Here is a 23096-nt window from a genome sequence, read left to right on the forward strand (position 1 = left end):
TATTGTAGCGATAAATACTAGATACCGCTATCATGCAAAAACTTCTCCAATATTTCAGTTATGCGGTTTTTAACGGTCAGATCTATCGATGAAATTGGTGATTTAATTTCACATCCACCTCGCTCTAGCGTAGGTTCCGGGATCAGTTGCCACCTTTGTTTTTCTAGCATCTCACTGCCGTAGGCCTCTTCCACGAGAGTCAAATCTTCTGGGTGTAGATGTACTTTCAATTGCACCTCTGTAATGGGCAAAGCGTCTAGACCTTTCTTAAGTGCTTGAAGAATCAAGTCTGGGCTTGTCTTTAGTTCATGAAAGGTAATTTGCTGTGTCAATAAACTGACAAGCTGAATAAGTTGCTTTTCACAAGCTTCATCCAATTGGTGCAGTGGTTCATTTAGCTTGTCGACGAGGGTTGATAGCATTTGCAAACGTTCTTCAATAAGTGGCTTGGCATCTTCTATGCCTTGCTGTTTACCTGATTCAATCCCCTCTTTGAGCCCAGCTTCGTTACCTTCTTTAGCTCCTTTTTCAAAGCCTTCGATATATCCTTGCTCATGGCCCTGCTTCAACCCTTCATCGTAGGCATCTTGACGGATCTGCTCAAGCTCCTCCAGTGTCAGTGTCGGAATTTCTGCCTCAACGGTTTCTGGCTCAGTTTGTCGCTCAGTTTTCGTATATAGCTCTTCGAGTGGAGTACCCATTGCTGTTGAACGACCTGATAAGCCGCTCAAGTCTTCTTTGACATCAGGAATGTCCCAGTCTTCAAGATGCTCTAGTAATGCATCAACAGCTTCACCGTGAACAGGTTTACCGCGATATAGCTTTGGCTCAGACATAATTTACAGGAACTCCTCACCGCCGCCACCACCAAGCATGACTTCACCAGAGTCGGCAAGCCTTCTTGCCGTCGCTAGGATTTCCTTCTGTGCAGCTTCGACTTCACTGATCCGAACAGGTGGCATCGCTTCTAGGTCGTCCGCCATCATATCGGCTGCACGTTTAGACATATTACTTAAGATCTTGTCTTTCAATGAATCATCAGCACCTTTAATCGCTTTCATCAGTACATCTTGCTGTACTTCACGAAGGATCGCTTGGATGCCTCGATCTTCTACGTCCATCAAGTTCTCAAAGACAAACATTAAGTCTTGAATTTGCTGTGACATTTCTTCGTCATGTTCACGAATTGAGTCCATTAACTGCCCTTCAACATTCGTATCTAGGTAGTTCATAATGTCTGCAGCGGCTTTGAGGCCACCCATCTTCGCAGCTTGCGCACCAGCTTGACCCGCAAACTGTTTCTCCATAATTTCATTTAGCTCTTGTAGTGCCGCTGGCTGTACTTCTTCTAAATTGGCAATACGCATAGTCAAGTCGAGCCTTACCTTCTCAGTAAACTGAGAAAGGATCTCTGCTGACTGCTCAGGTTCTAGATAAGACAATACAATCGTTTGGATCTGTGGGTGCTCGTTGCGAATAATATTAGCAACCTGCTTAGAGTCCATCCATTTAAGTGAATCAAGCCCTTTCGCGCCAGACCCCATAACAATTTGATCGATAAGACTTGCCGCTTTATCCTCACCAAGCGCTGCGGTAAGAGCCTTTTTAATAAAGTCTTCAGATTGAAATCCGATTGTACTAAAGCTTTGTATTTGCTCAATGAAAAGGTTATGCACTGCACTGATTTTCGACTGAGATAAGTCATCTATCGCAGCCATAGCCATACCCACTTTCTGTACTTGCTTTGGCTCAAGGTGTTTTAATATCTGCGCCGCATCTTCTTCCGTAAGGCTGAGTAGCAAGATGGCGGCCTTATCGACCCCATCTAGCTTCTCAACATCGAAAGCTTGCGGCAGTTGTTTTTGTTCTTCATCACTCATCTTCAGTTAACCACGCTTTGACCACTTGTGAAGAAAGCTCAGGTTCATTGGCCACTAGCGCTCGAACCGCTTTCAATAGATCTTCATCTCCATGTAAGTCTGGCAATTGTAATGTACCATCGGAAGAGAAGCCAACAGCTGATTCATCAAAGTCATTACTTAGCATATCAAGTGTACTATCACCTAAGTCAACACCAGCAGTTAATGCATCTTCATCATATTCTTCTAGTGTGTCATCTGGGTATATCAATCTCTTCAGCATAGGGCGAACTACAGCCATAATCAATACGATGATTACCAAAGCACCTGCCACCAGTCTTACAACCTTCATGAACCATTCTTGCTCCCATAAAGGCATTTCTGACGCTTCTAAGATATCTTCACGTACGAATGGGACTGTCACAACCTCTAATGCGTCACCACGCTGCATATCAAATCCAACACCACCTTGTAATAGTCGGCGTATATTATTCAATTCTTCTTGTGAGCGAGGCGTCATAGCCATATTGCCTTCAGCGTCAGCCTTGGCAACATAATCGACAGCCACTGATACACTGATACGGCGGATAACTCCAGTTTGTTGACGTCTATGTGAAATAGTGGTGTCTAGTTCATAGTTACGTGTTGCTTCTTTTTGCGAGCGTGTTGGTGTAGTGCCTTTACCACTGCCACCAGCACCTGCGATTTCTGGAATATTGGAGTCTACTGGCGGTTGGTTTGTCAATGCACCAGGAATACCAGCTGTTATGCCGCCGATATTACTCTCTTCAAACGTAGTTTCACTTCTTACCGCAGGTAAATCTGGGTTAAAACGCTTCTGTGTTTCTTCTATTGCACTGAAGTCCATCGTCAAATCAACCTGAGCCGTAAAGTTGCCTAAGCCAACGACTGGGATCATTATGCTGTCAATTTTCGATAAATATTCAGATTCGCGTTTACGCTCAATTTCATACTCTTTACGAGAGCGTGCAGCTAGAGAATCCTGAGAGCCTGAATTTAACAAGCGACCATTTTGATCCGTTACTGTAACGCGTGATGGCTCTAACCCTTGAACGGCTGATGCAACAATATCAACAATTGAATCTACTTCTTCACCATCGAGTGTACGGCCACGTTTCATGGTTAATACAACCGTTGCAGAAGGTTTTTTCTCGCGACGAGCAAATACATTCTCTTTTGGAATTGCCAAAAGCACTTTTGCTCTGTTGATATCTTGCAACTCTTCAATGGTTCTCGCTAGTTGCTGTTCACGGCTGTGCTTAAGTCTTTCTCTTTCAAGACGCTGACTTACACCAAATCCCATGTCTTGCATCAAAATGTCTGTGCCTGACGATGGTGATTGCGTAAAGCCGTCTCGAGCCATCTTTAGTTTGATATTTTGATAATCAGTTTCCGCAACCATGATGGTGTTACCATCTAGGTCATATTCAATTTTTTGCGCATCTAAAAAGTCGAGCGTTTGAACAAGCTCATCAGTCGGATACTGACCTAACGGGCGCATGTCAGGTTGACGTGCCCAGATAATAATAAATACAGCGATTGCTAAACATATTGCCAGTGCGATTACGAGCGTAACTTGACGTAGCATATCAACGCCGCTTAAAGCACTGAAATAACCAGATTTTTGCTCTTGCTGTGTTTCAGCACCTTCAGTTACTGCTCCTGCTGGACCATCTGAAAGTGCTAAATCTGTCGATTGATTTGTAGCCACAGTTACTCTCCACTAACTCTCTGAATTACACCGGCATGCTCATGATATCTTTATAAGCTTCTACGAGCTTATTACGCACCTGAACAGTCGCTTCGAAAGCTACAGATGACTTGTTTTTCGCAATCATAGCTTCTGCCAAAGAGACGCTTCTGTCACCCATCTCAACCGCAGTTACTTTTGCTTTTGTATCTCTTTGTAAATCAGCAACGTTATTCAACGCATTTGAAAGTATATCGCCAAACTGGGCACTAGACGTAGCTGCAGTCGCTTGAGCTGGTACTTTAGTCTCTGGCTGGATCCTGCCTGCTTGAGAAGCCATTGACTGCATTTCTTGATATAAACCGGTGTTTTGAATTTTCATATTGCTCACCCTGTGAGATTACATATGAATAGTTAAATGCACCTATCGTGCCAACTTTTATTCTATAAATATCAATAGGTTACATCGAACCTGTAAGGGTGCTCGGTAGGACAGAATTTTGACAGGGATAAATTGGCCAAGCTTATACTTGGCCAATTTACGATTTAGGCAGGTACTGGCAAACCTAAGTCTCTCATTTTAGCCAGTTTGTAACGTAATGTACGGGGACTGATCCCTAAAATTTCGGCAACATCCTTTCTTTTGCCGTTACAGCGGGTCAATGTATCGAGGATAATTTGATGTTCTTTATCTTGAAGCTCCTCTTTGTAACTTAACGCATCGCCACTGCTTGAACTGGTATGATTTTCGGTTGTATTTTCATAAGGCGAAACATCCAATTCTACTGGGCTACTTACTGATATAGCCGAGACGTCTAATTCAACCGGTTCAAAGTTTTCGATGAATATATCTGAGTCAGCCACTTCACTACCCTGCTGTAAAATTAGAGCCCTTTGTACAACATTATCAAGCTCTCTCACATTTCCAGGCCAAGCGTGTTGCAATAGTTTTTCTTGCGCACCCGATGACAACTTAGGAGTTGACTGACCAGACTTCTGGCAGTGCCTATCCATTAAGTGGCTTGCCAAAGGAACAATATCCGCAGCTCTATCTTTCAATGGTAACCAAGTTAACGGAAATACATTTAATCGGTAATATAAATCTTCTCTGAATTTGCCCTCAGCAACCGCTTCTTTAAGGTCTCTGTTACTGGTCGCCAATACCCGTACATCTAATTCTATTGTTTTGCGACCACCAAGTCTTTCGACTTCTCGCTCTTGTAAAACGCGGAGCAATTTAGCTTGTAACCCTAGGTCCATCTCAGTAATCTCATCGAGCAAGATAGTCCCTTTTTGGGCTTGTTCAAATTTGCCTGGGCACGCTTGAATAGCACCGGTAAATGCGCCTTTTTCATAACCAAATAAAGTCGCTTCAAGCATGTTCTCTGGAATAGCAGCACAATTAATTGCAACGAATGGTTCATTGCTTCGCTCCGAACTGTCGTGAATGTATCTTGCAAGTACTTCTTTACCAGAGCCACTGGGCCCTAACACCATGACACTGGCATCAGATTGCGCCACTTTCTTGGCTAAATTTAATAACTGGAAGCTTTTCACATCCGCTACTATCGGCCCTTCGGTCTCTTTTTCCTTCTCAGGCATGTAGCGGCTAACCATATTCAGCAAGACTTCTGGTGCAAACGGCTTTGCCATATAATCAATGGCACCGAGCCTCATTGCTTCAACAGCATCATCAATGGTGGCGTATGCGGTCATCATTAAAACAGGTAAATGTGGGTAATTTAATTTAATGCTCTTAAGCAAATCAATACCGCTCATTTGCCCCATTTGCACGTCACTGACAACCAGCGAAAAGCTTTGTTGCTTGAGCAGTACCATAGCTTGCTCTGCACTATCCGCCTCAACACATTCAATACCAGCAAGCTCTAAAGTATCTAAGAGTGCTTCGCGTAAACCTGCGTCATCTTCAACGACTAGAATTTTGTTACTCATACGACCTCCTGAAGCTGAGTGTGTTGAGAAATCGGTAATAGCATGCTAAAACACGCTCCTCCGCTTGGCATGTTGTCTACTTCAACACGCCCTTTGTGTGAATTCGCCACCGAGCTGACGACTGCCAGCCCAAGGCCTGTACCTTGTGATTTGGTTGTAAAAAACGGTTCAAATAATCTGTCAGCCTGAGACAAATCTACCCCTGGGCCATTGTCACTAACAGAAATCCTTACGTGCTCGTCTTCTGTTTCTCGGGTCGCGTGCAAAGTTATTTTTGCACCAGCCCCGATAACTTGAACACTATTGTGGATCAAGTTCTGGATTGCACTCGCAAGCGCCGTCTTGTTACCAATAATTTCGATATCTGGCTCTGGTAAAATTACTTCCATCGCCGCGCTATTCAATGACAACATCGCATCTGCGCCAACTTTGACTTCATTCAGCAATTGTTGCATGGAGACCCGCTCAACAACTTGCTGCTCGCCACTTTTGGCAAATAACAACATGTCATTAACTTGGCTTTCTAAATCTTTGAGACGAGACATAAGTTTATTATGAAACTTTTCTCTAGATGGCGTTGGCAGATTAGCGCTGCCTAAATTTGCGCCGTAAAGCATTGCGGCAGAGAGCGGGGTGCGTACTTGATGCGCCAATGACGCAACCATTTTGCCAAGTGCACTCAATCTTTGCATATGGGCGACTCTCGCCTGTAATTTGCGTGTTTCTGTTAAATCAGTCATTAATATTAACTGACCTGGCTCAGGCGTAAGTGCCGTGATCTCCAACTTGATGAGTCTACCATCTCGCAAAGACACCTCATGACCATCATCTTGTTGCGGACTAAAAGAACGCTGAATGATGTTAAACCACTTCTCACCCTCTAATGGCTCTCCAAGCATATCTTTGGCAATTTGATTTGCCTTTGCGATCATGCCCTGCCCGTCCAATACAACAACACCAGCAGGCATTGTATCAACCAAATGGCTCAACCAACTCGCTTGCTGCCTCAGGTCGCTCAGTTCACCAACATAAGCCTCTTGCAACAGACAAGGGTCGAATTGGTTTTCTGGCACAAATTGTGGATTTATCACTTTTGCTAACGCCATGACACTACTCTCATGAATCTTCCTAACATAGATAAAGCAATCCTTGTGCCATTTTTATTTATATATATATTTCATTAAGTTAAACTCAATTTAAATGCTAACAAAACTTTGACACTGTATTTTTATACAGATATAAAATATAGTTAATCTAGAATTATTGTTCACTGACTACCTGCTTTTTACATGCAGGGGTCGATTATTTGACAGACGCTAAAAAGGAACCGCTATGTGCACTAGATGTTTATGGCTGGATGCTAGCAAACCAGACTACGTTGCTTATCATGACGAAGAGTGGGGGGTGCCTATTTGGAACGACAATAAGCTTTTTGAGTTTATTACGCTTGAATCAGCTCAAGCAGGGCTAAGCTGGTACACAATATTGAAAAAAAGAACGCACTACCGAGCTGCATTTAAAGGTTTTGATGTCGAAGCTGTTGCCAAAATGACTGAAACAGATGTTGAACAACTAATGGACAACCCGGGAATTATACGTAATAGGGCAAAAATTAAAGCCACGATAAATAATGCTCAACGCTTTATTGCAGTACAACAAGAATATGGTAGCTTTGCCAAGTACCAGTGGAGTTATGTTGATTTTGAGCCCATTATCAACGACATCCGAGGGAGAGAAGACTACCCAGCTACCACTGAAATTAGTGAGCGCTTCGCAAAGGATTTAAAAAAGAGAGGGTTTAAGTTTTTAGGTCCTACGACTGTTTACGCACATATGCAAGCCAGCGGTATGGTAAACGATCACGATAACGACTGCTTTAGAAAGAATCCATTGATTGAACATGCAAAGTCTCTCGACCTTAGATCTCTGTTGAACTAGTCAATCTGAACCGATTAATCTCGGTTCAAATTGTATTTTTTCATTTTTTCTACGAGCGTAGTGCGTCTAACACCTAATATTTCAGCAGCGCGTGCTACAACATAGTCGTACCTTTCTAATGCTTGTATGATTAAACTCACTTCTAACTCTGCAAGATAGTCCTTTAACTCGATTCCCTCGTCTGGCAACAGGCCAAGAAGTGGTTGCTCAGCAGCATTGTCTATCTCATCTTCTTCATCAAACTCACTGAAGCCATCGCTAAACAACTCATTAAAGGCATCTTTTTCTAGTAACTCCTCCGGATACTCCGGCTCGAATGCCTCAACTTCAATGTAACGGTATTTGGTTGGCAAATCGGTGACGTCGACCAACTTTTCAGGGAACATGATCGCCATACGCTCCACTAAATTTGCCAACTCTCGAATATTACCCGGCCAAGCATGTGCTTTAAGGCTCTCAATAGCTCGATCAGTAAACTTAACCCCTTTATTGCCTTGTTCAGTCACACGGCGGAGCAATTCTTTGAGTAACAATGGAATGTCGTCAACACGCTGGCTTAATGAAGGGTTTTCAATTGGAAATACATTGAGTCGATAAAACAAATCTTCACGAAACTTGCCCGTTTCAATCATTTCTTCAAGGTTGCGGTGTGTGGCCGCAATTACACGTACATTAGCCTGAATAGGCTTAGTACCACCCACTCGCTCATAACTACGCTCTTGTAAAACCCTTAATAATTTAACCTGCATTTGTAAGGGCATGTCACCAATTTCATCCAAGAATAGAGTGCCATTTTGTGCTAATTCAAATCGCCCTTTACGAGCCGATATCGCGCCCGTAAACGCACCTTTCTCATGACCAAACAATTCACTTTCAAGCAACTCTCCAGGGATCGCACCACAATTTACTGGTACAAATGGACCTGAAGAACGATTTGACAGCAAGTGGACGTTTCTAGCGACCACTTCTTTACCTGTACCGGATTCTCCTAGAATGAGGACATTGGCATCGGTTTTAGCAACCTGAGAAATTAAAAAGCGAACCTCTTTCACGGCTTCAGTATCACCGACTAGACCATCGAATGCTCTAGCATCTTTATTCTGTCCGCTTTGCCCTGGCAGTAAACTTAAATATTGCTGACAGTCATGTAACAACTGCATAGTGACATCATGACTAAATGGCTCACTAATTAAGCCAATCACATTGGCTAGTGACATCAAAGGCCGAAGTGTTTCACCCACAAGGATAAAAGGTTGAGCTGGTAATTTCTTAATATGGTGCTCGTGATCCAATCCATTTAGTGCACCAAGTACAATTGTACATTCTTGATATTTCTTGACCAACTCTGGGGTAAATTCTGACTCCGCAGTTACTTTTGCAGCCTGCCCGCAAAATGTCAGTGCTGCAGCTAATCCAGAAGCACGATTATTGTTGTTATCGATGATCAGTATCATTTGGACTGGATCCAAGTGTTTTTATAAGTCTATAGGAGAGATTGTAAGGGAGTATGTTAGGGATGCAATACCTAAGTGGCGATTTATTGACATAAACGCCAAATAAATGCCACTCGATATGTTTTGTATCAATACAAAAGCATTAATTTTTACTATAAAAGGCTCAGAACGGACGAAGCTGACTGGTTTGCTTGACCTCTAAGTGCAATTGAAGTTTGAGACAAAATATCATTTGCTGTTTTCTCTGCGGTTGCTTGCGCAAAATCCGTGTCAGCGATTCGACTTTGGCTTTCCGCAATTCTGTCGCTTTGGTTACCAAGGCCTCTTATCGTGCTATCCAACGTATTTTCAAATGCACCAAGTTGCGCTCTTTGAGAATTAACATCTTTTGCAACCTGATCAGCTGCTGTGATTGCCGCTTGTGCACCGGCTTGTGTCGATACGTCAACACTTAAAATACCTGTTGCAACCGTACCGTCGGTTGGGGTAAAGCTTTGTGTTGTGTTAGCATCAGGGCCAACCTGAAAGCTAGTCTGTTGACCATCAAATAAAGGGTCACCACCAAACGTTGTATTCTCAAACGTTTCGGTGATTTGCGACTGAAGCTGAGAAACTTCATCTTGCAATGCTTGTCTATCACTGTCAGACAAAGCACCATTTCCAGATTGAATAGAGAGCTCTCTAATACGGCCAACCGCATCATTAACACCTGACAATGCGGAGTCAGCAGTTTGAGAGTAAGAAATACCATCATAGGCATTTCTTACAGACTGATTTAAACCGTCTTGTTGGGATGTCAGTCGGTTAATAATTTGAAGCGCCGCAGCATCATCAGCTGCTGAGTTCACCTTTTTGCCCGTCGCCAACTGCTGGCTTAACTTATTGTTGGTTTGCTCTGTACGGTTAAAAAAAGAATTACTTGGCGAATTAATTTGCATCACACTCTCCAGTCTAGTGCTCGTACCTTTAGTCTACGCCTACTCGCTCAAAAAGTCATCTATTGCTATAAATTAACCCATGACGCCTGTTTAAATACTGCAAAATTTGAAAAAGTGATATAAAGTATTGAGTAATCACTTTTTTTTAGGGTGCTGACGCAAACTCTTTACCTAATACTTTTTTCTATAGTGTAAAGAAATGATTGCACCTTTAGATGGGTAAAATATGTTTGATAATAAAACGATCCTAATCACTGGCGGAACCGGCTCTTTTGGTAAGAAATACGTCAAAACGCTACTTGAAAGGTATCGCCCTAAAAAGATTATTGTTTTTTCACGCGATGAGCTAAAACAATTCGAAATGCAGCAAGTTTTCAATCAACATTGTATGCGTTACTTCATTGGCGATGTACGCGATAGAGAAAGATTGAGACGAGCAATGCAAGGTGTAGATTATGTCATCCATGCTGCTGCCTTAAAACAAGTCCCTGCCGCAGAATACAATCCTATGGAATGTATTAAAACCAATATTAACGGTGCAGAAAATGTGATTGAAGCGGCATTGGATTGTGATGTTGATAAAGTTATCGCCCTTTCAACAGACAAAGCTGCAAATCCAATTAACCTCTACGGCGCTACAAAACTTGCATCTGATAAACTATTCGTTGCTGCTAACAATATTGCCGGTGGCCACAGAACACTGTTTTCTGTTGTTAGATACGGCAACGTAGTATGTTCACGAGGTTCTGTTGTACCTGTATTCCAAAAATTCATCGATGAGAATGTAGGACACATTCCAATTACGCACCCAGACATGACGCGCTTTTGGATCAGCCTACAGCAAGGCGTCGATTTTGTATTAAAGAACTTCGAAAGAATGCTCGGCGGAGAAATTTTCGTTCCCAAAATACCGTCTATCAGAATCTCTGATCTCGCTACCGCTATGGCTCCTGGCCTAGAACAAAAAATTATTGGTATTCGCCCTGGAGAAAAGCTGCATGAAGTCATGTGTCCAGAAGATTTGTCATTCGATACCTATGAATTCAAAGATCACTTCGTTATCGCACCAGGTATAAAGTTCAGTAGCCGAACCAATGACTTTGATTCTAATGCTCTAAATGAGAAGGGTCTCGCTGTTAAACCAGGTTCAGAATATAATTCGCTTACCAATTCTGTATACCTGTCCGTCGATGAAATTGTCGAATTCAACAAGCAGGCTTTGCTATGATCCCGTATGGCAAGCAGGCAATCTCGCAACAAGATATCGACGCCGTTGTTGAAGTATTGAACTCCCCATGGCTGACTCAAGGGCCAAAAGTACCCGAGTTCGAAAATGCAGTCACAGAATACTGCCAAGTTCAATATGGCACTGCAACAAACAGTGCCACATCAGCTTTGCACATTGCCTGTTTGGCACTGGATGTTACCCATAATGATATTGTCTGGACCTCGCCAAACTCATTTGTCGCTTCTTCTAACTGTGCTTTGTACTGCGGAGCGAAAATTGATTTTGTCGATATCGACCCGACAACAGGTAATTTATCGGTAGACGCATTGAAGTTAAAGCTTGAGCACGCGAAGCAAACTAACACATTGCCAAAAGTGCTTATTCCGGTTCATTTTGCAGGCCAATCTTGCGATATGAAGTCCCTCAGTACACTGGCTCAAGAATATGGCTTCAAAATCATTGAAGACGCCTCACATGCTGTCGGGGGAAAATATCTCGATGACCCCGTAGGTAGCTGTAAATATTCAGATATTTGCATATTCAGTTTCCACCCTGTGAAAATCATCACCTCAGCTGAAGGTGGTATGGCGCTTACCAATGATTCTGCCATCAACGCCAAGCTTAAGATGTATAGAAGTCATGGTATTACAGCTGAACAAGGGTTGCTACACAACGAAGCTGATGGTCCGTGGTACTATGAGCAACAAGCCCTTGGCTTTAACTATAGAATGACTGATTTACATGCAGCGCTTGGCACTCAGCAAGTTCAGCGTTTAGATGAGTTTGTAGAAAAGCGCAACCAACTCGCTCAGAACTACGATCAACTATTTATACAGAGCGAAGACATCACCCCATTAAGGCAAAGCGAAGATGTTTATAACGCTTATCACTTATATGTAATCAGGATCTCAGATACTAACCCTGAATTACATAAGCGCCTTGTCGAGACGTTACGCGCGCAAGGGATTTTCTGTCATGTTCATTATATTCCCATTTATCTACAACCTTATTATCAATCACTTGGTTTTAAATCTGGGCATTGCCAAGGCGCTGAAGACTACTATCACAGTGCGGTGACCCTCCCGTTGTTCCCTGAATTATCGGAAATTGACCAAGACTACATAGCAACAACATTAATTGAAACACTCACAACATTGAAGGCGCGAAGCCAATAGGAATGTATGCATGTCAACACAGTGTTTAAAACTTGCATTTATCGGCGGTGGTGCCAACTCAGCAGTGGGATACGTACATTTTTCAGCTGCACAATTAGACAACAGATTTAAAGTAGTGGCAGGCGCATTTAGCCGTCACGAAGACTGCAATTTAGCCACTGCGCAACAATGGGGAATAGCTGCTGAGCATACTTACTCAGATTGGCGTGAAATGCTCTCGCATGAGCGAGATAACATTGATGCTGTTGTCGTGCTTACACCGACTCCACACCATCTTGAGGTACTTGAGACGCTACTGCAACTAAATGTGCCTATGATTTGCGAAAAATCCTTAGTATGTGGTAGCGCGGAGATTGCGCAATTAGAAAAAATGTATGACCCAGAAAAACACTTTTTAGCGGTGACATTTAATTACTCTGGCTACGCCATGGTCAGAGAGCTTAAAAACCTTATAAAAAGTAAAAAGCTAGGAAGTATTCAAAAAATCCATTTAGAAATGCCACAAGAGGGATTTAAACGCCCACCAGAAATAGCGGGGAAGGCTGCGCCACCACAATCTTGGCGTTTAAAAGACTATGCAGTACCGACAATCTGTCTAGACCTTGGTGTGCACTTGCATCACCTTTCGAGTTACTTACTTGAGCTTGAACCGCTTCAAACGAGTGCTCTATTTGCTACACATTCGGAGTACACAGAATTAGTTGATGATGTACAAATGCTACTAAAGTACCCACAGAATGTGACAGGTAGCATGTGGATGTCGAAAACGGCTATAGGTCACCGTAATGGCTTAAGAATACGTATTTATGGTACTGAAGGCAGTGCGCATTGGTATCAACTAAATCCTGACGAGCTTGAGTTAAATTACAACGACGGACGTCGGGAAATTTTAGATAGAGCTGGCCAATGCCAATACGCCCACCAATTTAGATATAACCGTATGAAACCGGGCCACCCTACGGGGTTTGTCGAAGCATTTGCTAACCTCTATACCGATATTCACGATGCATTATTGAGCTACCTGAATGCTCAACCCGTTAGTAATGAATATGTATTTGGTTTTTTGCAGGCAAAAGATGGCTTAGCGTTATTTGAAGCAGCCACACGTTCTAGCAAATCTGGGCAATGGCAAAACCTATAGTACTCATGATAGGTGAAAGTATCAGATACCTTCACCTACCTACTACTGATTTTGTAGTTTCACATCATTTCTCAGCACTTTGCCCATTTGATTGCGAGGCAGCTCGGATAATCGAGTTAATTGCCTTGGCTGTTGATAGTCGGTTAATTCTTGTAAACACATCATTCGTAGTGATCTGTCTAAATCTTCTTCACCTCGTTGCTCATAGACAACTTTTATTACCTCACCCAGTTGCTGATCGTGACAGCCAAAGGCAACACAGTCCACAATATTGGGGTGGCGCTTTATCACAGCTTCTATGTCTTGAGGAAAAATATTAATACCACCGCTTGAAATAACTTCCTTTTTACGGCCTACATAATACAAATAACATTGATCATCCAAATAGCCTAAATCACCCGTATAAAAGTAGTCTCTCTGATCATACGCACCCTCTGTTGCCTCTGGTAATTTATGATATCCGCTGAAACCAGTTATCGTTTTACAGGCAATTTCACCAACTTGGCCTATTGCCACTTGCTCACGCTGCTCATCGGTGATTTTCACCTCAACAAATGGTAGTGGCGCACCAACGCTGCCGTTTTTTTCTGGCATATTTGAGACACAAAAATCGGTCACCACACCGACTTCTGATGCACCATAACACTCATGAAAAGCACAATGTAATTTACCGAGTAAGGCCCGCTTTGATTCGGCATTCAATACCGCAGAAGACGAAACGACACATCTTAGCGAGCTCAGGTTATAGTTTTCTCCTTGGTATCCGAGGAAGCTTTCCAGCTGCGCAGAAACTGCAAATAAAAAAGTAATCTTGTGTGTTTCGATGGCATTCAACCAACCTTTAAGCGCGAACTTTGGCATGATCACCGTAGTTGCCCCCAATAATAAGGGCATTAATACCCCACGCTGCGCTAATGAATGATAAAGGGGGGTGGCAACTAAAACTTTATCATTCTGATTTAACTGGTAATATATTTCGGTCGCTTCTTTTGCTCGCATGATTTTGCAATGCTGACTTAATACTATCGGCTTTGGAGTTCCCGTAGAGCCTGAAGTCATCGTTAAAATGTACGGAGCATGTATGTCAGGCTCAGATTGTTGTGCAGGTAATGCACCTCTGTCCGAACTCACATAAGTGCCAGACAACACTTCAGGCCAAGTTACCTCGCCGGCAACACTTTTTTCAAAGCTGACTAATTTTTGTTGCTCCACGAGCCCTTTATCGAGTAAAAGCCGGCTAATCGATGGCCATGCTATCACAGCTGCAACGGGCGTTTTTTTCAAAGCAATCTCAAGTGCTGCACCTTTTAAGCTGATAGGAAGTGGCACAACTGCAAGCCCCATTCTTGCTATCGCTAATAACACCACAGGATACTCAATGCCATTTGGGGCAAAGAGCGCAACACGATGGCCTGACTGAAGTCCTATATGTTGAAAATATGTCACTACACGCGTTACTTGATCGTCAAGCGCACGATAACTTAAAAATGTATGCTTAAATACCACTGCAGTTTTTTCAGGGTGCGCTTCTACATTGCTTTTAAATATTGAATAGATGCTGTCCATACCGCTCTCATTATCTGGGAAATTTGCCAACAAAATTAAACTCTGACGCATCCGCCTGTGCAAAAATTTGCTGTGTCAGGAAATACTCTTTGGAACCTTCAATCAAGCTAATAAACCCTTCTTTTTGATTGAGTAAATTAACAAATCGATTGTCCTTATTAATAACAGCCAGCCAAATCCCCTTCGGGTACAGCTTTGCACAGTAATTTAGTTGCCAATCCAGAATTATTTGTGCGTGCGCAAAATTCACATCGTCACAGGCTGCAAACCAGCCACCGTATAAATAATCTCGACCTTCGTGTTTGCGCAATTGATGCCAGACATAAATAAGCGCTTTGCCATTTTGCTCTAATACATAAGATTGACGTGCATTGTTAAACCACCAATTATAATGGTCCACTTTGCTTATTTTGTCTGTAACCGTCATGCGCCACATATTCTCATCGCGATTTCTCGCATTTAAGTAGCGGTTCACATCTTCATCGTAAATCTTTCTTACTTTAATGGACGAAGATATCTCCGTAACAACCTCACCCAGAGCACTCGATGTACCTATTTCATTTGCTAAAAAGTCAGCTTTGCTATTCAGTAGATAGTCTGTGATCCTGCTTGCTCCTCGTCCGTCCACATTAACTTTTGGGCTTTGTCTCAGTGCTTCAATCTCAGCTCGATGCGTGTACAATGTCGTGATCAAGCTGACAACTTTTTCAACAGGAAGCGACAACAGATCTGATATATGAAAATAATGGCCAAGCTCTTCTAAATCCTCGATTCTATTTTCTTGATTTTGAGCCAATGAAAATGTGAGCGACGGTGTTTTTGTTGCCGCTAATTCATACAGTGAAGTGCCTAGTGCGCCCACAAATAAACCTGTACGGGCATAACACTCAGCCAAACTCGCTGGTGCACTTAAAGTTTTAAGATTTTCGTTTTGTTCACTGAGCAACAACAAATTTTCAGTGCCAGTTGCTTTTGGGCCAAAAACCAATTGAATTTGCAAAGCCTGTGAACATAGTTGCTCTATCACTCCTTCGAGTAAATGCCAGTTACCACCGCCCCCTAAGGCAAAAGTAATATTATTGTCTCGCTTTACAGTATTCTGTTGTTGCGCTTCCGGTAAATACTCCGGTGCAAGAATGGCGTATTGAGGGCCAAGTAGACGATGTGCTTTAGGGTCCATTAAACGCTGGTAGCGAGATTCGGTCTCAGCCCCCAACCATTTCATATCTAAAACACAATCTCCCACATGAGGACGCTCCAGATCATCAACACTTAACAGTTTGATACCAAGCTCGAGAACTATGGATTCCCACCGGCTATCAAGCTCATAGCCATCTACTACCACCCATGTAACTGCATCTTCTATCGACGACAGATACTTTTTACACCAAGTCGCGTCTTGCTCACTATCAGAAAAGCGAGGTATCGTAACCAGCTCTGCCTGCAAAGGACTCATAAAAGTCCTCGATATATCACAGTCATCAACTAAAAATAGCGTTTTCTGATCTTGCTTTTCTAACTCACACGCTAACCACTTCATGCGCATGAAGTGCCCTAACCCGCATCGAGTATCAACGCGAAAAACAATCATGCCTGCTCCATAAGAGCGGTTACTAAGTTGCCTACAACCCCATTGCGCTCATCTAACAGCAGCTCTGGAGCGACAGGAAGAGAAAAGTGTGTCTCAATGCCCATTGTTAGCGTCAGTATCTCGAAAGAGTCTAGCGCACCTTCGGCAACAAAGTTATATTTTTCGAGTTCCGCGAGTGAGAGAATTACCCCTCGCTCTTCTAGGAATTGCTGAATATACCCCAATAACGCTTCTTTGCTTGCCATTATTGCAAATCCTCCCAGCTTAGTTGCGTGCCACATTTCAATGGCTTGTTCACTCGCCTCCCGACAAGTCTTGGTAGCTCTTTCGGCATAATTTCTCCGCCGCCGGGCCTCATTTGCCTTAAATGCGCAGCAGTCAGTATCTCATTTGCTTTAATATCTTTTACTATATATACACATCTGCGTGCTTTTGAGGGCTCTGTAGGGTAATTGACAGTCCCCATCGCTTTTTCAATTTGACGTACTCCATGAACCAATGCCTCTAATTCATTGGGCGTCATAGAAAAAAAGCTATCTGCGGTATTATCTTTTTTATCTAAAACAAAATGTTTTTCAATCATGCAAGCACCAACGGCAACTGATGCCAAAGGTACATCGTTACCCAATGTGTGATCCGACAGCCCCACAGGACAACCAAATGCCTCACGCATATGTGGAATTGTTCGCAAGTTAATCGACTCAGCTGGTGCGGGATAGGTGCTAGTACATTTCATTAATGCCAGCTCTTCAACGCCTGCATCATGCGCCACCTTAACAGCGTCGGCAATTTCAGTCAGAGTCGCGCCACCTGTTGACATAATGACTGGCTTTTTCGTTGCAGCTACATCTCGAATTAGCTGATGATCTATCAACTCTGGAGACGCAATTTTATAGGCTGGTGCATCAAACTGCTGCAATAAATCTACGGCCGATTTATCAAATGGCGATGAGAAACACGTTAACCCTAACTTGGCTGAAAGCTCAAACAGCTCCGCGTGGAAATCCCAAGGCATGTATGCTCCTTTATAAAGGTCGTACAAATATTGCCCTTGCCAAGGACCTGTTGCCTCAAAGTGCGGCAGCTTGCAATCCATGGTTAATGTATCAGCGGTGTAAGTCTGAAGTTTTATTGCGTCTGCCCCAGCTTCTTTCGCTGCGTGAACAAGCTCTTTGGCTTTACTGAGGGACTGACCATGGTTAGCTGACATTTCAGCGATAATGTAGCAAGATGAGTCGTGTCCAACTTCCTTGCCATCAATCTGAAATTGAGATTTAAATTTCACAACGTTCTCTTCTTTTGTTAGACGCATTACACAAACTGCAAAGCAATTATCGCGCCGATAATTCACATCCGGACAAAAACCGCCCAATGCCAATAAACTCAACGCACACAATCATTTATTTATTCTGTATTTGAGTGTAATGATTTGCTATATTGAACGCAATTATAATGATAACAACGACTTCGATGGAAAACGTTCAAATCATCATTCAGGCCAGAATGACTTCTACGCGCTTACCCGGAAAAGTGCTTATGCCTCTGTGTAATTCAACCGTGTTAGAGGTCATGCTAGAGAGGCTAAAAAAATTCAAATCGCAAATAATCATTGCGACCACAAATGATGGCTCTGAGAGCCCGATTGTCGCGCTCTGCCAAAAGAAAAATATTAAATACTATCAAGGTAGTACCGATGATGTGTTAGCACGTTATTATGAGGCTGCAGTTTGCTTTGGTGCCACCTCAAATACCACGGTTGTTCGGCTTACTAGCGACTGCCCTCTGATCGATGCCGAACTAACACAGCAAGTTATCGAAAAACACCTTCATTCAGGCTTCGATATCGTTAATCTTGGCCCGCACAGTGGCTATCCAAGAGGATTAGACTGCACTGCATTCTCATTCAGCCTACTTGAAAAGACCCACCAGCTTGCAACAAGCAAAGCGGACAGAGAACATGTCACACTGGGCATGGCTAAATTTAGCTCGATTGCCACTTTTTCATTCGCGGAAGGTGAATCGTTAGAACATTGGCGACTGACTTTAGATGAACCCGATGATTACACCGCAATCAAAGCAATTTACGCACATTTTGGTAATAAACTCGATTTTTCCTATCCTGAGCTGAAAAAACAATTAAAGGAAAAGCCCGCGCTTACCGATATAAATAAACATGTAAATCAAAAAACTGTTTAGGGGAACCAATGGAATACATTATTTATGGCGCCGGAGGAAATGGTAAAGCTATTTTCGACGCTATGTCTAAACAGGGAGATAAAGTTTTATTTTTCGTTGATTTGTACTCAAATGAAAAAGATTACAAAGGGGTCCCGATTTTTAAGCCAGATGAAGTCTCACCGAGTGAGCACCCTGTGCTTATTTCGCTTTCGTGCTTAAGCCATGTTGTAAAAGCACAAATGATTGAAAAGGGCTTTCAAAATTGCTACGACCTTAATGAGGTCATGTCCGAGTTTAGCCATATTTTCAACCATTTTTACGATGAAGATCATAAGCAAACATTGCAGCAAAGTGAAATTCAGTACGCCGAACAATTAAACGCATTACATACTAAACTCGCCAATGCTCAGAGCAAAGACTGCCTTGCGAGAATTAGGGCGTTTAGACAAAAGCCAAGCCACACAACCTATCTCAAAAATGACTGGGAAACGCAATACTTTCCTAAGGAGTTAATGAGTAAAGGCTTGATTAAATCGCCACTTAAAATGATTGATTGTGGCGCGTTTAATGGCGACACACTGCAACTAGCTGTAAACATTACAAAAAAATACCATATAAAATTTGACAGTATTGTCTGCTTTGAACCAGACCCAAAGAACTATGGCAAGCTGCAAAGCCGCTTAAGAGATACAAATACTCAATACCCACGAGTGTTCACACAGCCTGCGGGCGTATGGTCTAAAAACACCCGGTTAGGCTTCAGTTCTTGTGGCGATCAAAGCAAAATTATCGAAGACACCACGTCTGAATGTAATAGCTTGCAAGTCGCAAAAATAGACGATATCTGTTTTGGGCTTTCCCCAAATTACATCAAGATGGATGTAGAAGGGGCTGAAATAGAAGCACTTAAAGGTGCTAGTGATATTATTAGGCAGTTTAAGCCCAATCTAGCAATTTCAGTCTATCACGAACCTGAACATCTATGGCAGATTGCGGAGTTAATTGAACAACTCCACAGTGATTATCAATTTTACTTACATTCACACGGCGATTTTTGTAATGAAATCGTCCTCTATGCAATTGCCGAAAAGACCGTAATTTAAAGTAGAGAAAATATGACAGACAAAACAATTTTAGTCACCGGTGCAACAGGTTACAAAGGCACCGTACTCGTACCTAAGCTTTTGGATAAGGGCTATAAAGTAGTCGCTTTAGACACGCAATGGTTTGGCAATTTTTTACCTGCACACCCCAACCTTACGGTGATAAAAGGGGATGTAAGAGACACAAACAATGTTGATTTAAACGGTATTGACAGTATTATTCATTTGGCTTCTATTGCTAATGACCCCTGTGGTGATCTCAATCCTAAACTAACATGGGAAGTCAGTGCCTTAGCTACAATGCAACTAGCAGACAAAGCTAAAAAGTCTGGAATTAAACAATTTATCTATGCGTCATCAGGCAGTGTATACGGTGTAAAAGAAGAAGAGCAAGTGACTGAAGACTTATCTTTGGAGCCTATCTCTGAATACAACAAAACTAAAATGGTTGCTGAGCGTGTATTACTAAGCTACGCGGATGACATGGCTGTGCAAATTGTCAGACCTGCAACAGTGTGTGGTCTATCAGATCGTATGCGTTTAGATGTCTCTGTCAATATGTTGACGATGCAAGCGCTTAAAAATAAAAAAATCACCGTTTTCGGTGGTGCACAAGTACGCCCAAATATTCATATCGATGATATTACCGATCTTTACATCTATATGCTTGAAAATCCAGAAAAGACTTCTGGCATATTTAATGCTGGATTTGAGAATATCTCGATCATGGATATCGCAAAAATGGTACAAAGCAAAGTTAATTGTGAGATTGAAGTTACGCCGTCTAACGACCCGCGCTGCTACAGAATAAATTCAGATAAGTTATTGGCTACAGGCTTTACACCAAAGAAAAATGTCAGTACCGCTATTAGCGAGATAATAGATGCATTTGGAAATGGTCAACTTGAAGATCAAGACCGTTTCTACAACCTAAAGTGGATGCAACGAGAAGTACTATGAGCAACAAACAAGGTGCAGTTTCTGAGCTGCAAATAGCACATCCAGCAGAGTCCATTACCGCGGACTATACAACGACATTAAGTCAGGTACTCACTCAACTGGACGGTAAACAAGTCGCTCAGCTCGTAGCTACCTTGCTCGATATGAAAGCGCACAACGGCACCTTATTTATCTGCGGAAATGGCGGTTCAGCAGCAAACGCCATTCACCTTGCTAATGACTTTACTTTTGGTATTCATCCTCAAGGTAACGCCTTAAAAGTTGAGTCCTTGGCCGCCAATAGCTCAGTGCTGACTTGTTTGGGTAATGATATTGGCTATGAAAATATTTTCAGCCATCAGCTCAAAGTCAAAGCAAATAAGCACGATGTACTTTTAGTGTTATCTGGCAGTGGTAATTCAGAAAACATCATAAACGCCATTGCACAAGCACAAGCACTCGGTATGACCACCGTTGGGATCTTAGGGTTTAAAGGCGGTAAAGCCAAGCCGATGCTCGATCAGGCTTTTCATTTTGATGTACAAGATATGCAAATATCTGAAGATACCCAAGTGATCATCGGGCACATACTTATGAAAGCACTTTATCAGGAACTTAAAGATGTCTGATTCTCCTATTTTAGTACTTGGTAGCAATTCTTTTTCAGGCGCTTCTTTTTGTGCACATATGCTTGAAAAAGAACAGCATGTCATTGCTGCTAGTCGCTCAGAAGAGCCACATAATGCCTTGCTCCCTTACCGTTGGGTTGAGCAAAAAAATAACCTTGATTTTCATCAACTTGATTTAAATCATCATCTTGATGAAATCATTGCTTTGGTTGAAAAGCACAAGGTAAAACATGTATATAACTTTGCAGCACAAAGTATGGTTGGGCAAAGCTGGGATTACCCTGAGCACTGGTTTATGACTAACTGCGTGTCTACTGTACAATTACACAACCGCCTGCGACATATTGATCACTTAGACAAGTACATTCATATCTCAACGCCAGAGGTATACGGTAGCTGCGAAGGGTTAGTGCCTGAACACCGCAATTACAACCCCAGTACCCCTTATGCTGTATCCAGAGCGGCTGCAGATATGAGCTTACATACCTTTTTTGACGTACATAAATTTCCAGTGTTATATACACGGGCAGCGAATGTGTATGGTGAAGGACAGCAGTTGTATCGCATTATTCCTCGCACCATTTTATTTGCACTACTTGACAAAACATTACCATTACATGGTGGTGGCCACTCTACCCGCTCATTCATTCATATTGACGATGTATCAGCAGCGACTCACGCAATTGCTCAGCAAGGGCAGCTAGGTGACATCTATCATATTTCAACCGAGCGCACCATTTCTATCCGCGCACTCGTTGAGCTGATTTGTGACATGCTACAAGTCCCATTTGAGCAAGTATGCCAAGTAACAGAAGATCGCCTTGGAAAAGATGCAGCATACTTGCTAGATGCGACCAAGTTGCGTGAGCAGCTTAATTGGCAAGACCAAGTGTCACTCGAAAATGGACTTGAACGCACCATTAACTGGGTTAAAACACACCTTGATGATTTAAAAAATCTACCTGATTCATATATTCATAAACCGTGAGAAAGCTATGCTAGGACAAGAAATAGACCTATTAAAAAATTACCCTAAGTCTAAGCGAGACACTAAAGGCCGAGCCAATGTCATTACCGAAGCTGATAGAGAGATTGCTCGTCAGTATGGAAAAGACTTTTTCGATGGCGACCGCACCTATGGTTATGGTGGTTTTAGTTACTTCTCACGCTTTTGGCAACCTGTTGTACCAGATTTAAAAGCTCATTTTGGCTTATCCGCACAAAGCAGCCTGCTAGACGTTGGCTGTGCTAAAGGGTTCATGCTCTACGATTTACAGCAATTAATCCCAGGCATACAGCTACAAGGCTTAGATATTTCAGAATATGCCCTTGAACATGCAAAAGAAGAAGTAAAAGACATATTGACTCAAGGCAACGCAAAATCCCTGCCCTACGAAAACAATAGCTTCGATGTGGTGATGTCAATTAATACCATCCATAACTTGGATGAGCAAGAGTGTGCATTAGCACTGAAGGAAATAGAACGAGTAAGTCGCGGTAAGTCGTTTATTACTGTAGATGCTTATCGTAACGATGAAGAAAAAGAGCGTATGCTGGAGTGGGCATTAACAGCCAAAACCATCATGCATGTGGATGATTGGAAGCAATTCTTCCAAGATAACGGCTACACTGGCGATTTCTATTGGTTTATTCCGTAAAGTAAATTATGAATCTTGAAAATATAGCGGCAAAA

Annotated in this window: 22 protein-coding genes; 10 read left to right on the plus strand and 12 right to left on the minus strand. The window is 42.5% G+C overall.

The annotated features are described in order from the left end of the window. Nucleotides 1-17 precede the first annotated feature (17 nt). The 6 genes from fliH to N482_RS04315 form a co-directional block, all read right to left on the minus strand. Nucleotides 18-836: a flagellar assembly protein FliH gene (fliH, locus tag N482_RS04290; protein ID WP_063375901.1), complete on the minus strand. Its 819-nt coding sequence runs from the start codon at nt 834-836 to the stop codon at nt 18-20. Nucleotides 837-839: 3 nt separating this feature from the next. Then, nucleotides 840-1880, minus strand: a complete 1041-nt coding sequence (gene fliG, locus N482_RS04295; protein WP_063375902.1) for a flagellar motor switch protein FliG — start codon at nt 1878-1880, stop codon at nt 840-842. Further along, nucleotides 1873-3591 carry a flagellar basal-body MS-ring/collar protein FliF gene (fliF, locus tag N482_RS04300; protein ID WP_063375903.1) on the minus strand — a complete coding sequence of 573 codons (1719 nt, stop codon included), beginning with the start codon at nt 3589-3591 and terminating at the stop codon, nt 1873-1875. Before fliF ends, fliG begins: the two co-directional genes overlap by 8 nt. 25 nt (nt 3592-3616) lie before the next feature. Continuing rightward, a complete protein-coding gene (gene fliE, locus N482_RS04305) occupies nt 3617-3952 on the minus strand; it encodes a flagellar hook-basal body complex protein FliE (protein WP_063375904.1) in 336 nt (111 codons plus the stop codon). A gap of 164 nt (nt 3953-4116) precedes the next feature. Continuing rightward, nucleotides 4117-5523, minus strand: a complete 1407-nt coding sequence (locus tag N482_RS04310) for a sigma-54-dependent transcriptional regulator (RefSeq protein ID WP_063375905.1) — start codon at nt 5521-5523, stop codon at nt 4117-4119. Then, nucleotides 5520-6629, minus strand: a complete 1110-nt coding sequence (locus tag N482_RS04315; protein ID WP_063375906.1) for a sensor histidine kinase — start codon at nt 6627-6629, stop codon at nt 5520-5522. The genes N482_RS04310 and N482_RS04315 overlap by 4 nt, the downstream gene beginning before the upstream one ends. A 226-nt stretch (nt 6630-6855) precedes the next feature. On the opposite strand from N482_RS04315, the gene N482_RS04320 reads away from it, so the two are divergent. Beyond that, the gene (locus tag N482_RS04320) at nt 6856-7461 is read left to right on the plus strand and encodes a DNA-3-methyladenine glycosylase I (RefSeq protein WP_063375907.1); all 606 of its coding nucleotides are present in this window, start codon (nt 6856-6858) and stop codon (nt 7459-7461) included. Nucleotides 7462-7475: 14 nt separating this feature from the next. Here N482_RS04320 and N482_RS04325 read toward each other — a convergent pair whose 3' ends face one another. Both N482_RS04325 and N482_RS04330 read right to left on the minus strand, forming a co-directional pair. Continuing rightward, nucleotides 7476-8915 (minus strand): sigma-54 dependent transcriptional regulator, encoded by a 1440-nt coding sequence (locus N482_RS04325; protein ID WP_063375908.1) that lies wholly within the window; start codon nt 8913-8915, stop codon nt 7476-7478. A gap of 152 nt (nt 8916-9067) precedes the next feature. Next, on the minus strand, nt 9068-9853 hold the full coding sequence (locus N482_RS04330) for a flagellin (RefSeq protein ID WP_063375909.1): 786 nt from the start codon (nt 9851-9853) through the stop codon (nt 9068-9070). Nucleotides 9854-10079: 226 nt separating this feature from the next. Between N482_RS04330 and pseB the strand changes: the two genes are divergently transcribed. The 3 genes from pseB to N482_RS04345 are packed head-to-tail and all read left to right on the plus strand — an operon-like array spanning nt 10080 to nt 13397. After that, nucleotides 10080-11081, plus strand: coding sequence for a UDP-N-acetylglucosamine 4,6-dehydratase (inverting) (gene pseB, locus N482_RS04335; RefSeq protein WP_063375910.1), 1002 nt, complete (start codon nt 10080-10082; stop codon nt 11079-11081). Next, the gene (gene pseC / locus N482_RS04340; RefSeq protein ID WP_063375911.1) at nt 11078-12256 is read left to right on the plus strand and encodes a UDP-4-amino-4,6-dideoxy-N-acetyl-beta-L-altrosamine transaminase; all 1179 of its coding nucleotides are present in this window, start codon (nt 11078-11080) and stop codon (nt 12254-12256) included. The genes pseB and pseC overlap by 4 nt, the downstream gene beginning before the upstream one ends. A 10-nt stretch (nt 12257-12266) precedes the next feature. After that, nucleotides 12267-13397 carry a Gfo/Idh/MocA family protein gene (locus N482_RS04345; protein ID WP_063375912.1) on the plus strand — a complete coding sequence of 377 codons (1131 nt, stop codon included), beginning with the start codon at nt 12267-12269 and terminating at the stop codon, nt 13395-13397. Between the two features lie 42 nt (nt 13398-13439). On the opposite strand, the gene N482_RS04350 is transcribed toward N482_RS04345, so the two are convergent. The 4 genes from N482_RS04350 to pseI are packed head-to-tail and all read right to left on the minus strand — an operon-like array spanning nt 13440 to nt 17839. Beyond that, nucleotides 13440-14963, minus strand: coding sequence for a class I adenylate-forming enzyme family protein (locus tag N482_RS04350; RefSeq protein ID WP_063375954.1), 1524 nt, complete (start codon nt 14961-14963; stop codon nt 13440-13442). 10 nt (nt 14964-14973) lie between these two features. Then, on the minus strand, nt 14974-16554 hold the full coding sequence (locus N482_RS04355; protein WP_063375913.1) for a hypothetical protein: 1581 nt from the start codon (nt 16552-16554) through the stop codon (nt 14974-14976). Beyond that, nucleotides 16551-16799 carry a hypothetical protein gene (locus tag N482_RS04360; RefSeq protein ID WP_063375914.1) on the minus strand — a complete coding sequence of 83 codons (249 nt, stop codon included), beginning with the start codon at nt 16797-16799 and terminating at the stop codon, nt 16551-16553. The genes N482_RS04355 and N482_RS04360 overlap by 4 nt, the downstream gene beginning before the upstream one ends. Beyond that, a complete protein-coding gene (gene pseI / locus N482_RS04365) occupies nt 16799-17839 on the minus strand; it encodes a pseudaminic acid synthase (RefSeq protein WP_063375955.1) in 1041 nt (346 codons plus the stop codon). Before pseI ends, N482_RS04360 begins: the two co-directional genes overlap by 1 nt. Nucleotides 17840-18006: 167 nt before the next feature. On the opposite strand from pseI, the gene N482_RS04370 reads away from it, so the two are divergent. Genes N482_RS04370 through N482_RS04395 form a run of 6 tightly spaced genes read left to right on the plus strand, consistent with a single transcriptional unit; the run spans nt 18007 to nt 23061 of the window. Next, nucleotides 18007-18750, plus strand: coding sequence for a glycosyltransferase family protein (locus N482_RS04370; protein WP_231100788.1), 744 nt, complete (start codon nt 18007-18009; stop codon nt 18748-18750). An 8-nt stretch (nt 18751-18758) separates the two neighbouring features. Next, nucleotides 18759-19835 carry an FkbM family methyltransferase gene (locus tag N482_RS04375; protein ID WP_063375916.1) on the plus strand — a complete coding sequence of 359 codons (1077 nt, stop codon included), beginning with the start codon at nt 18759-18761 and terminating at the stop codon, nt 19833-19835. Between the two features lie 12 nt (nt 19836-19847). After that, on the plus strand, nt 19848-20795 hold the full coding sequence (locus tag N482_RS04380; protein WP_063375917.1) for an NAD-dependent epimerase/dehydratase family protein: 948 nt from the start codon (nt 19848-19850) through the stop codon (nt 20793-20795). Further along, nucleotides 20792-21403, plus strand: coding sequence for an SIS domain-containing protein (locus N482_RS04385; RefSeq protein WP_063375918.1), 612 nt, complete (start codon nt 20792-20794; stop codon nt 21401-21403). The genes N482_RS04380 and N482_RS04385 overlap by 4 nt, the downstream gene beginning before the upstream one ends. Continuing rightward, entirely contained in the window at nt 21396-22391 is a 996-nt protein-coding gene (locus N482_RS04390) for a GDP-mannose 4,6-dehydratase (protein WP_063375919.1), read from the plus strand. The genes N482_RS04385 and N482_RS04390 overlap by 8 nt, the downstream gene beginning before the upstream one ends. A gap of 7 nt (nt 22392-22398) precedes the next feature. Beyond that, on the plus strand, nt 22399-23061 hold the full coding sequence (locus N482_RS04395) for a class I SAM-dependent methyltransferase (protein WP_063375920.1): 663 nt from the start codon (nt 22399-22401) through the stop codon (nt 23059-23061). Nucleotides 23062-23096 lie beyond the last annotated feature (35 nt).

This window comes from Pseudoalteromonas luteoviolacea NCIMB 1942, assembly GCF_001625595.1.
Lineage (GTDB): Bacteria > Pseudomonadota > Gammaproteobacteria > Enterobacterales > Alteromonadaceae > Pseudoalteromonas > Pseudoalteromonas luteoviolacea_A.

What these genes read in the sequence shown, in the direction of transcription:
- fliG (WP_063375902.1), bottom strand. Translation starts at nt 1,880, where the DNA reads ATGAGTGATGAAGAACAAAAACAACTGCCGCAAGCTTTCGATGTTGAG.
- N482_RS04325 (WP_063375908.1), bottom strand. Translation starts at nt 8,915, where the DNA reads ATGATACTGATCATCGATAACAACAATAATCGTGCTTCTGGATTAGCT.
- N482_RS04395 (WP_063375920.1), top strand. Translation starts at nt 22,399, where the DNA reads ATGCTAGGACAAGAAATAGACCTATTAAAAAATTACCCTAAGTCTAAG.
- N482_RS04380 (WP_063375917.1), top strand. Translation starts at nt 19,848, where the DNA reads ATGACAGACAAAACAATTTTAGTCACCGGTGCAACAGGTTACAAAGGC.
- N482_RS04345 (WP_063375912.1), top strand. Translation starts at nt 12,267, where the DNA reads ATGTCAACACAGTGTTTAAAACTTGCATTTATCGGCGGTGGTGCCAAC.
- pseB (WP_063375910.1), top strand. Translation starts at nt 10,080, where the DNA reads ATGTTTGATAATAAAACGATCCTAATCACTGGCGGAACCGGCTCTTTT.
- N482_RS04370 (WP_231100788.1), top strand. Translation starts at nt 18,007, where the DNA reads ATGATAACAACGACTTCGATGGAAAACGTTCAAATCATCATTCAGGCC.
- N482_RS04315 (WP_063375906.1), bottom strand. Translation starts at nt 6,629, where the DNA reads ATGGCGTTAGCAAAAGTGATAAATCCACAATTTGTGCCAGAAAACCAA.
- N482_RS04310 (WP_063375905.1), bottom strand. Translation starts at nt 5,523, where the DNA reads ATGAGTAACAAAATTCTAGTCGTTGAAGATGACGCAGGTTTACGCGAA.
- N482_RS04350 (WP_063375954.1), bottom strand. Translation starts at nt 14,963, where the DNA reads ATGGACAGCATCTATTCAATATTTAAAAGCAATGTAGAAGCGCACCCT.
- N482_RS04390 (WP_063375919.1), top strand. Translation starts at nt 21,396, where the DNA reads ATGTCTGATTCTCCTATTTTAGTACTTGGTAGCAATTCTTTTTCAGGC.
- fliH (WP_063375901.1), bottom strand. Translation starts at nt 836, where the DNA reads ATGTCTGAGCCAAAGCTATATCGCGGTAAACCTGTTCACGGTGAAGCT.
- fliE (WP_063375904.1), bottom strand. Translation starts at nt 3,952, where the DNA reads ATGAAAATTCAAAACACCGGTTTATATCAAGAAATGCAGTCAATGGCT.
- N482_RS04330 (WP_063375909.1), bottom strand. Translation starts at nt 9,853, where the DNA reads ATGCAAATTAATTCGCCAAGTAATTCTTTTTTTAACCGTACAGAGCAA.
- pseC (WP_063375911.1), top strand. Translation starts at nt 11,078, where the DNA reads ATGATCCCGTATGGCAAGCAGGCAATCTCGCAACAAGATATCGACGCC.
- N482_RS04360 (WP_063375914.1), bottom strand. Translation starts at nt 16,799, where the DNA reads ATGGCAAGCAAAGAAGCGTTATTGGGGTATATTCAGCAATTCCTAGAA.
- N482_RS04355 (WP_063375913.1), bottom strand. Translation starts at nt 16,554, where the DNA reads ATGATTGTTTTTCGCGTTGATACTCGATGCGGGTTAGGGCACTTCATG.
- N482_RS04375 (WP_063375916.1), top strand. Translation starts at nt 18,759, where the DNA reads ATGGAATACATTATTTATGGCGCCGGAGGAAATGGTAAAGCTATTTTC.
- N482_RS04320 (WP_063375907.1), top strand. Translation starts at nt 6,856, where the DNA reads ATGTGCACTAGATGTTTATGGCTGGATGCTAGCAAACCAGACTACGTT.
- N482_RS04385 (WP_063375918.1), top strand. Translation starts at nt 20,792, where the DNA reads ATGAGCAACAAACAAGGTGCAGTTTCTGAGCTGCAAATAGCACATCCA.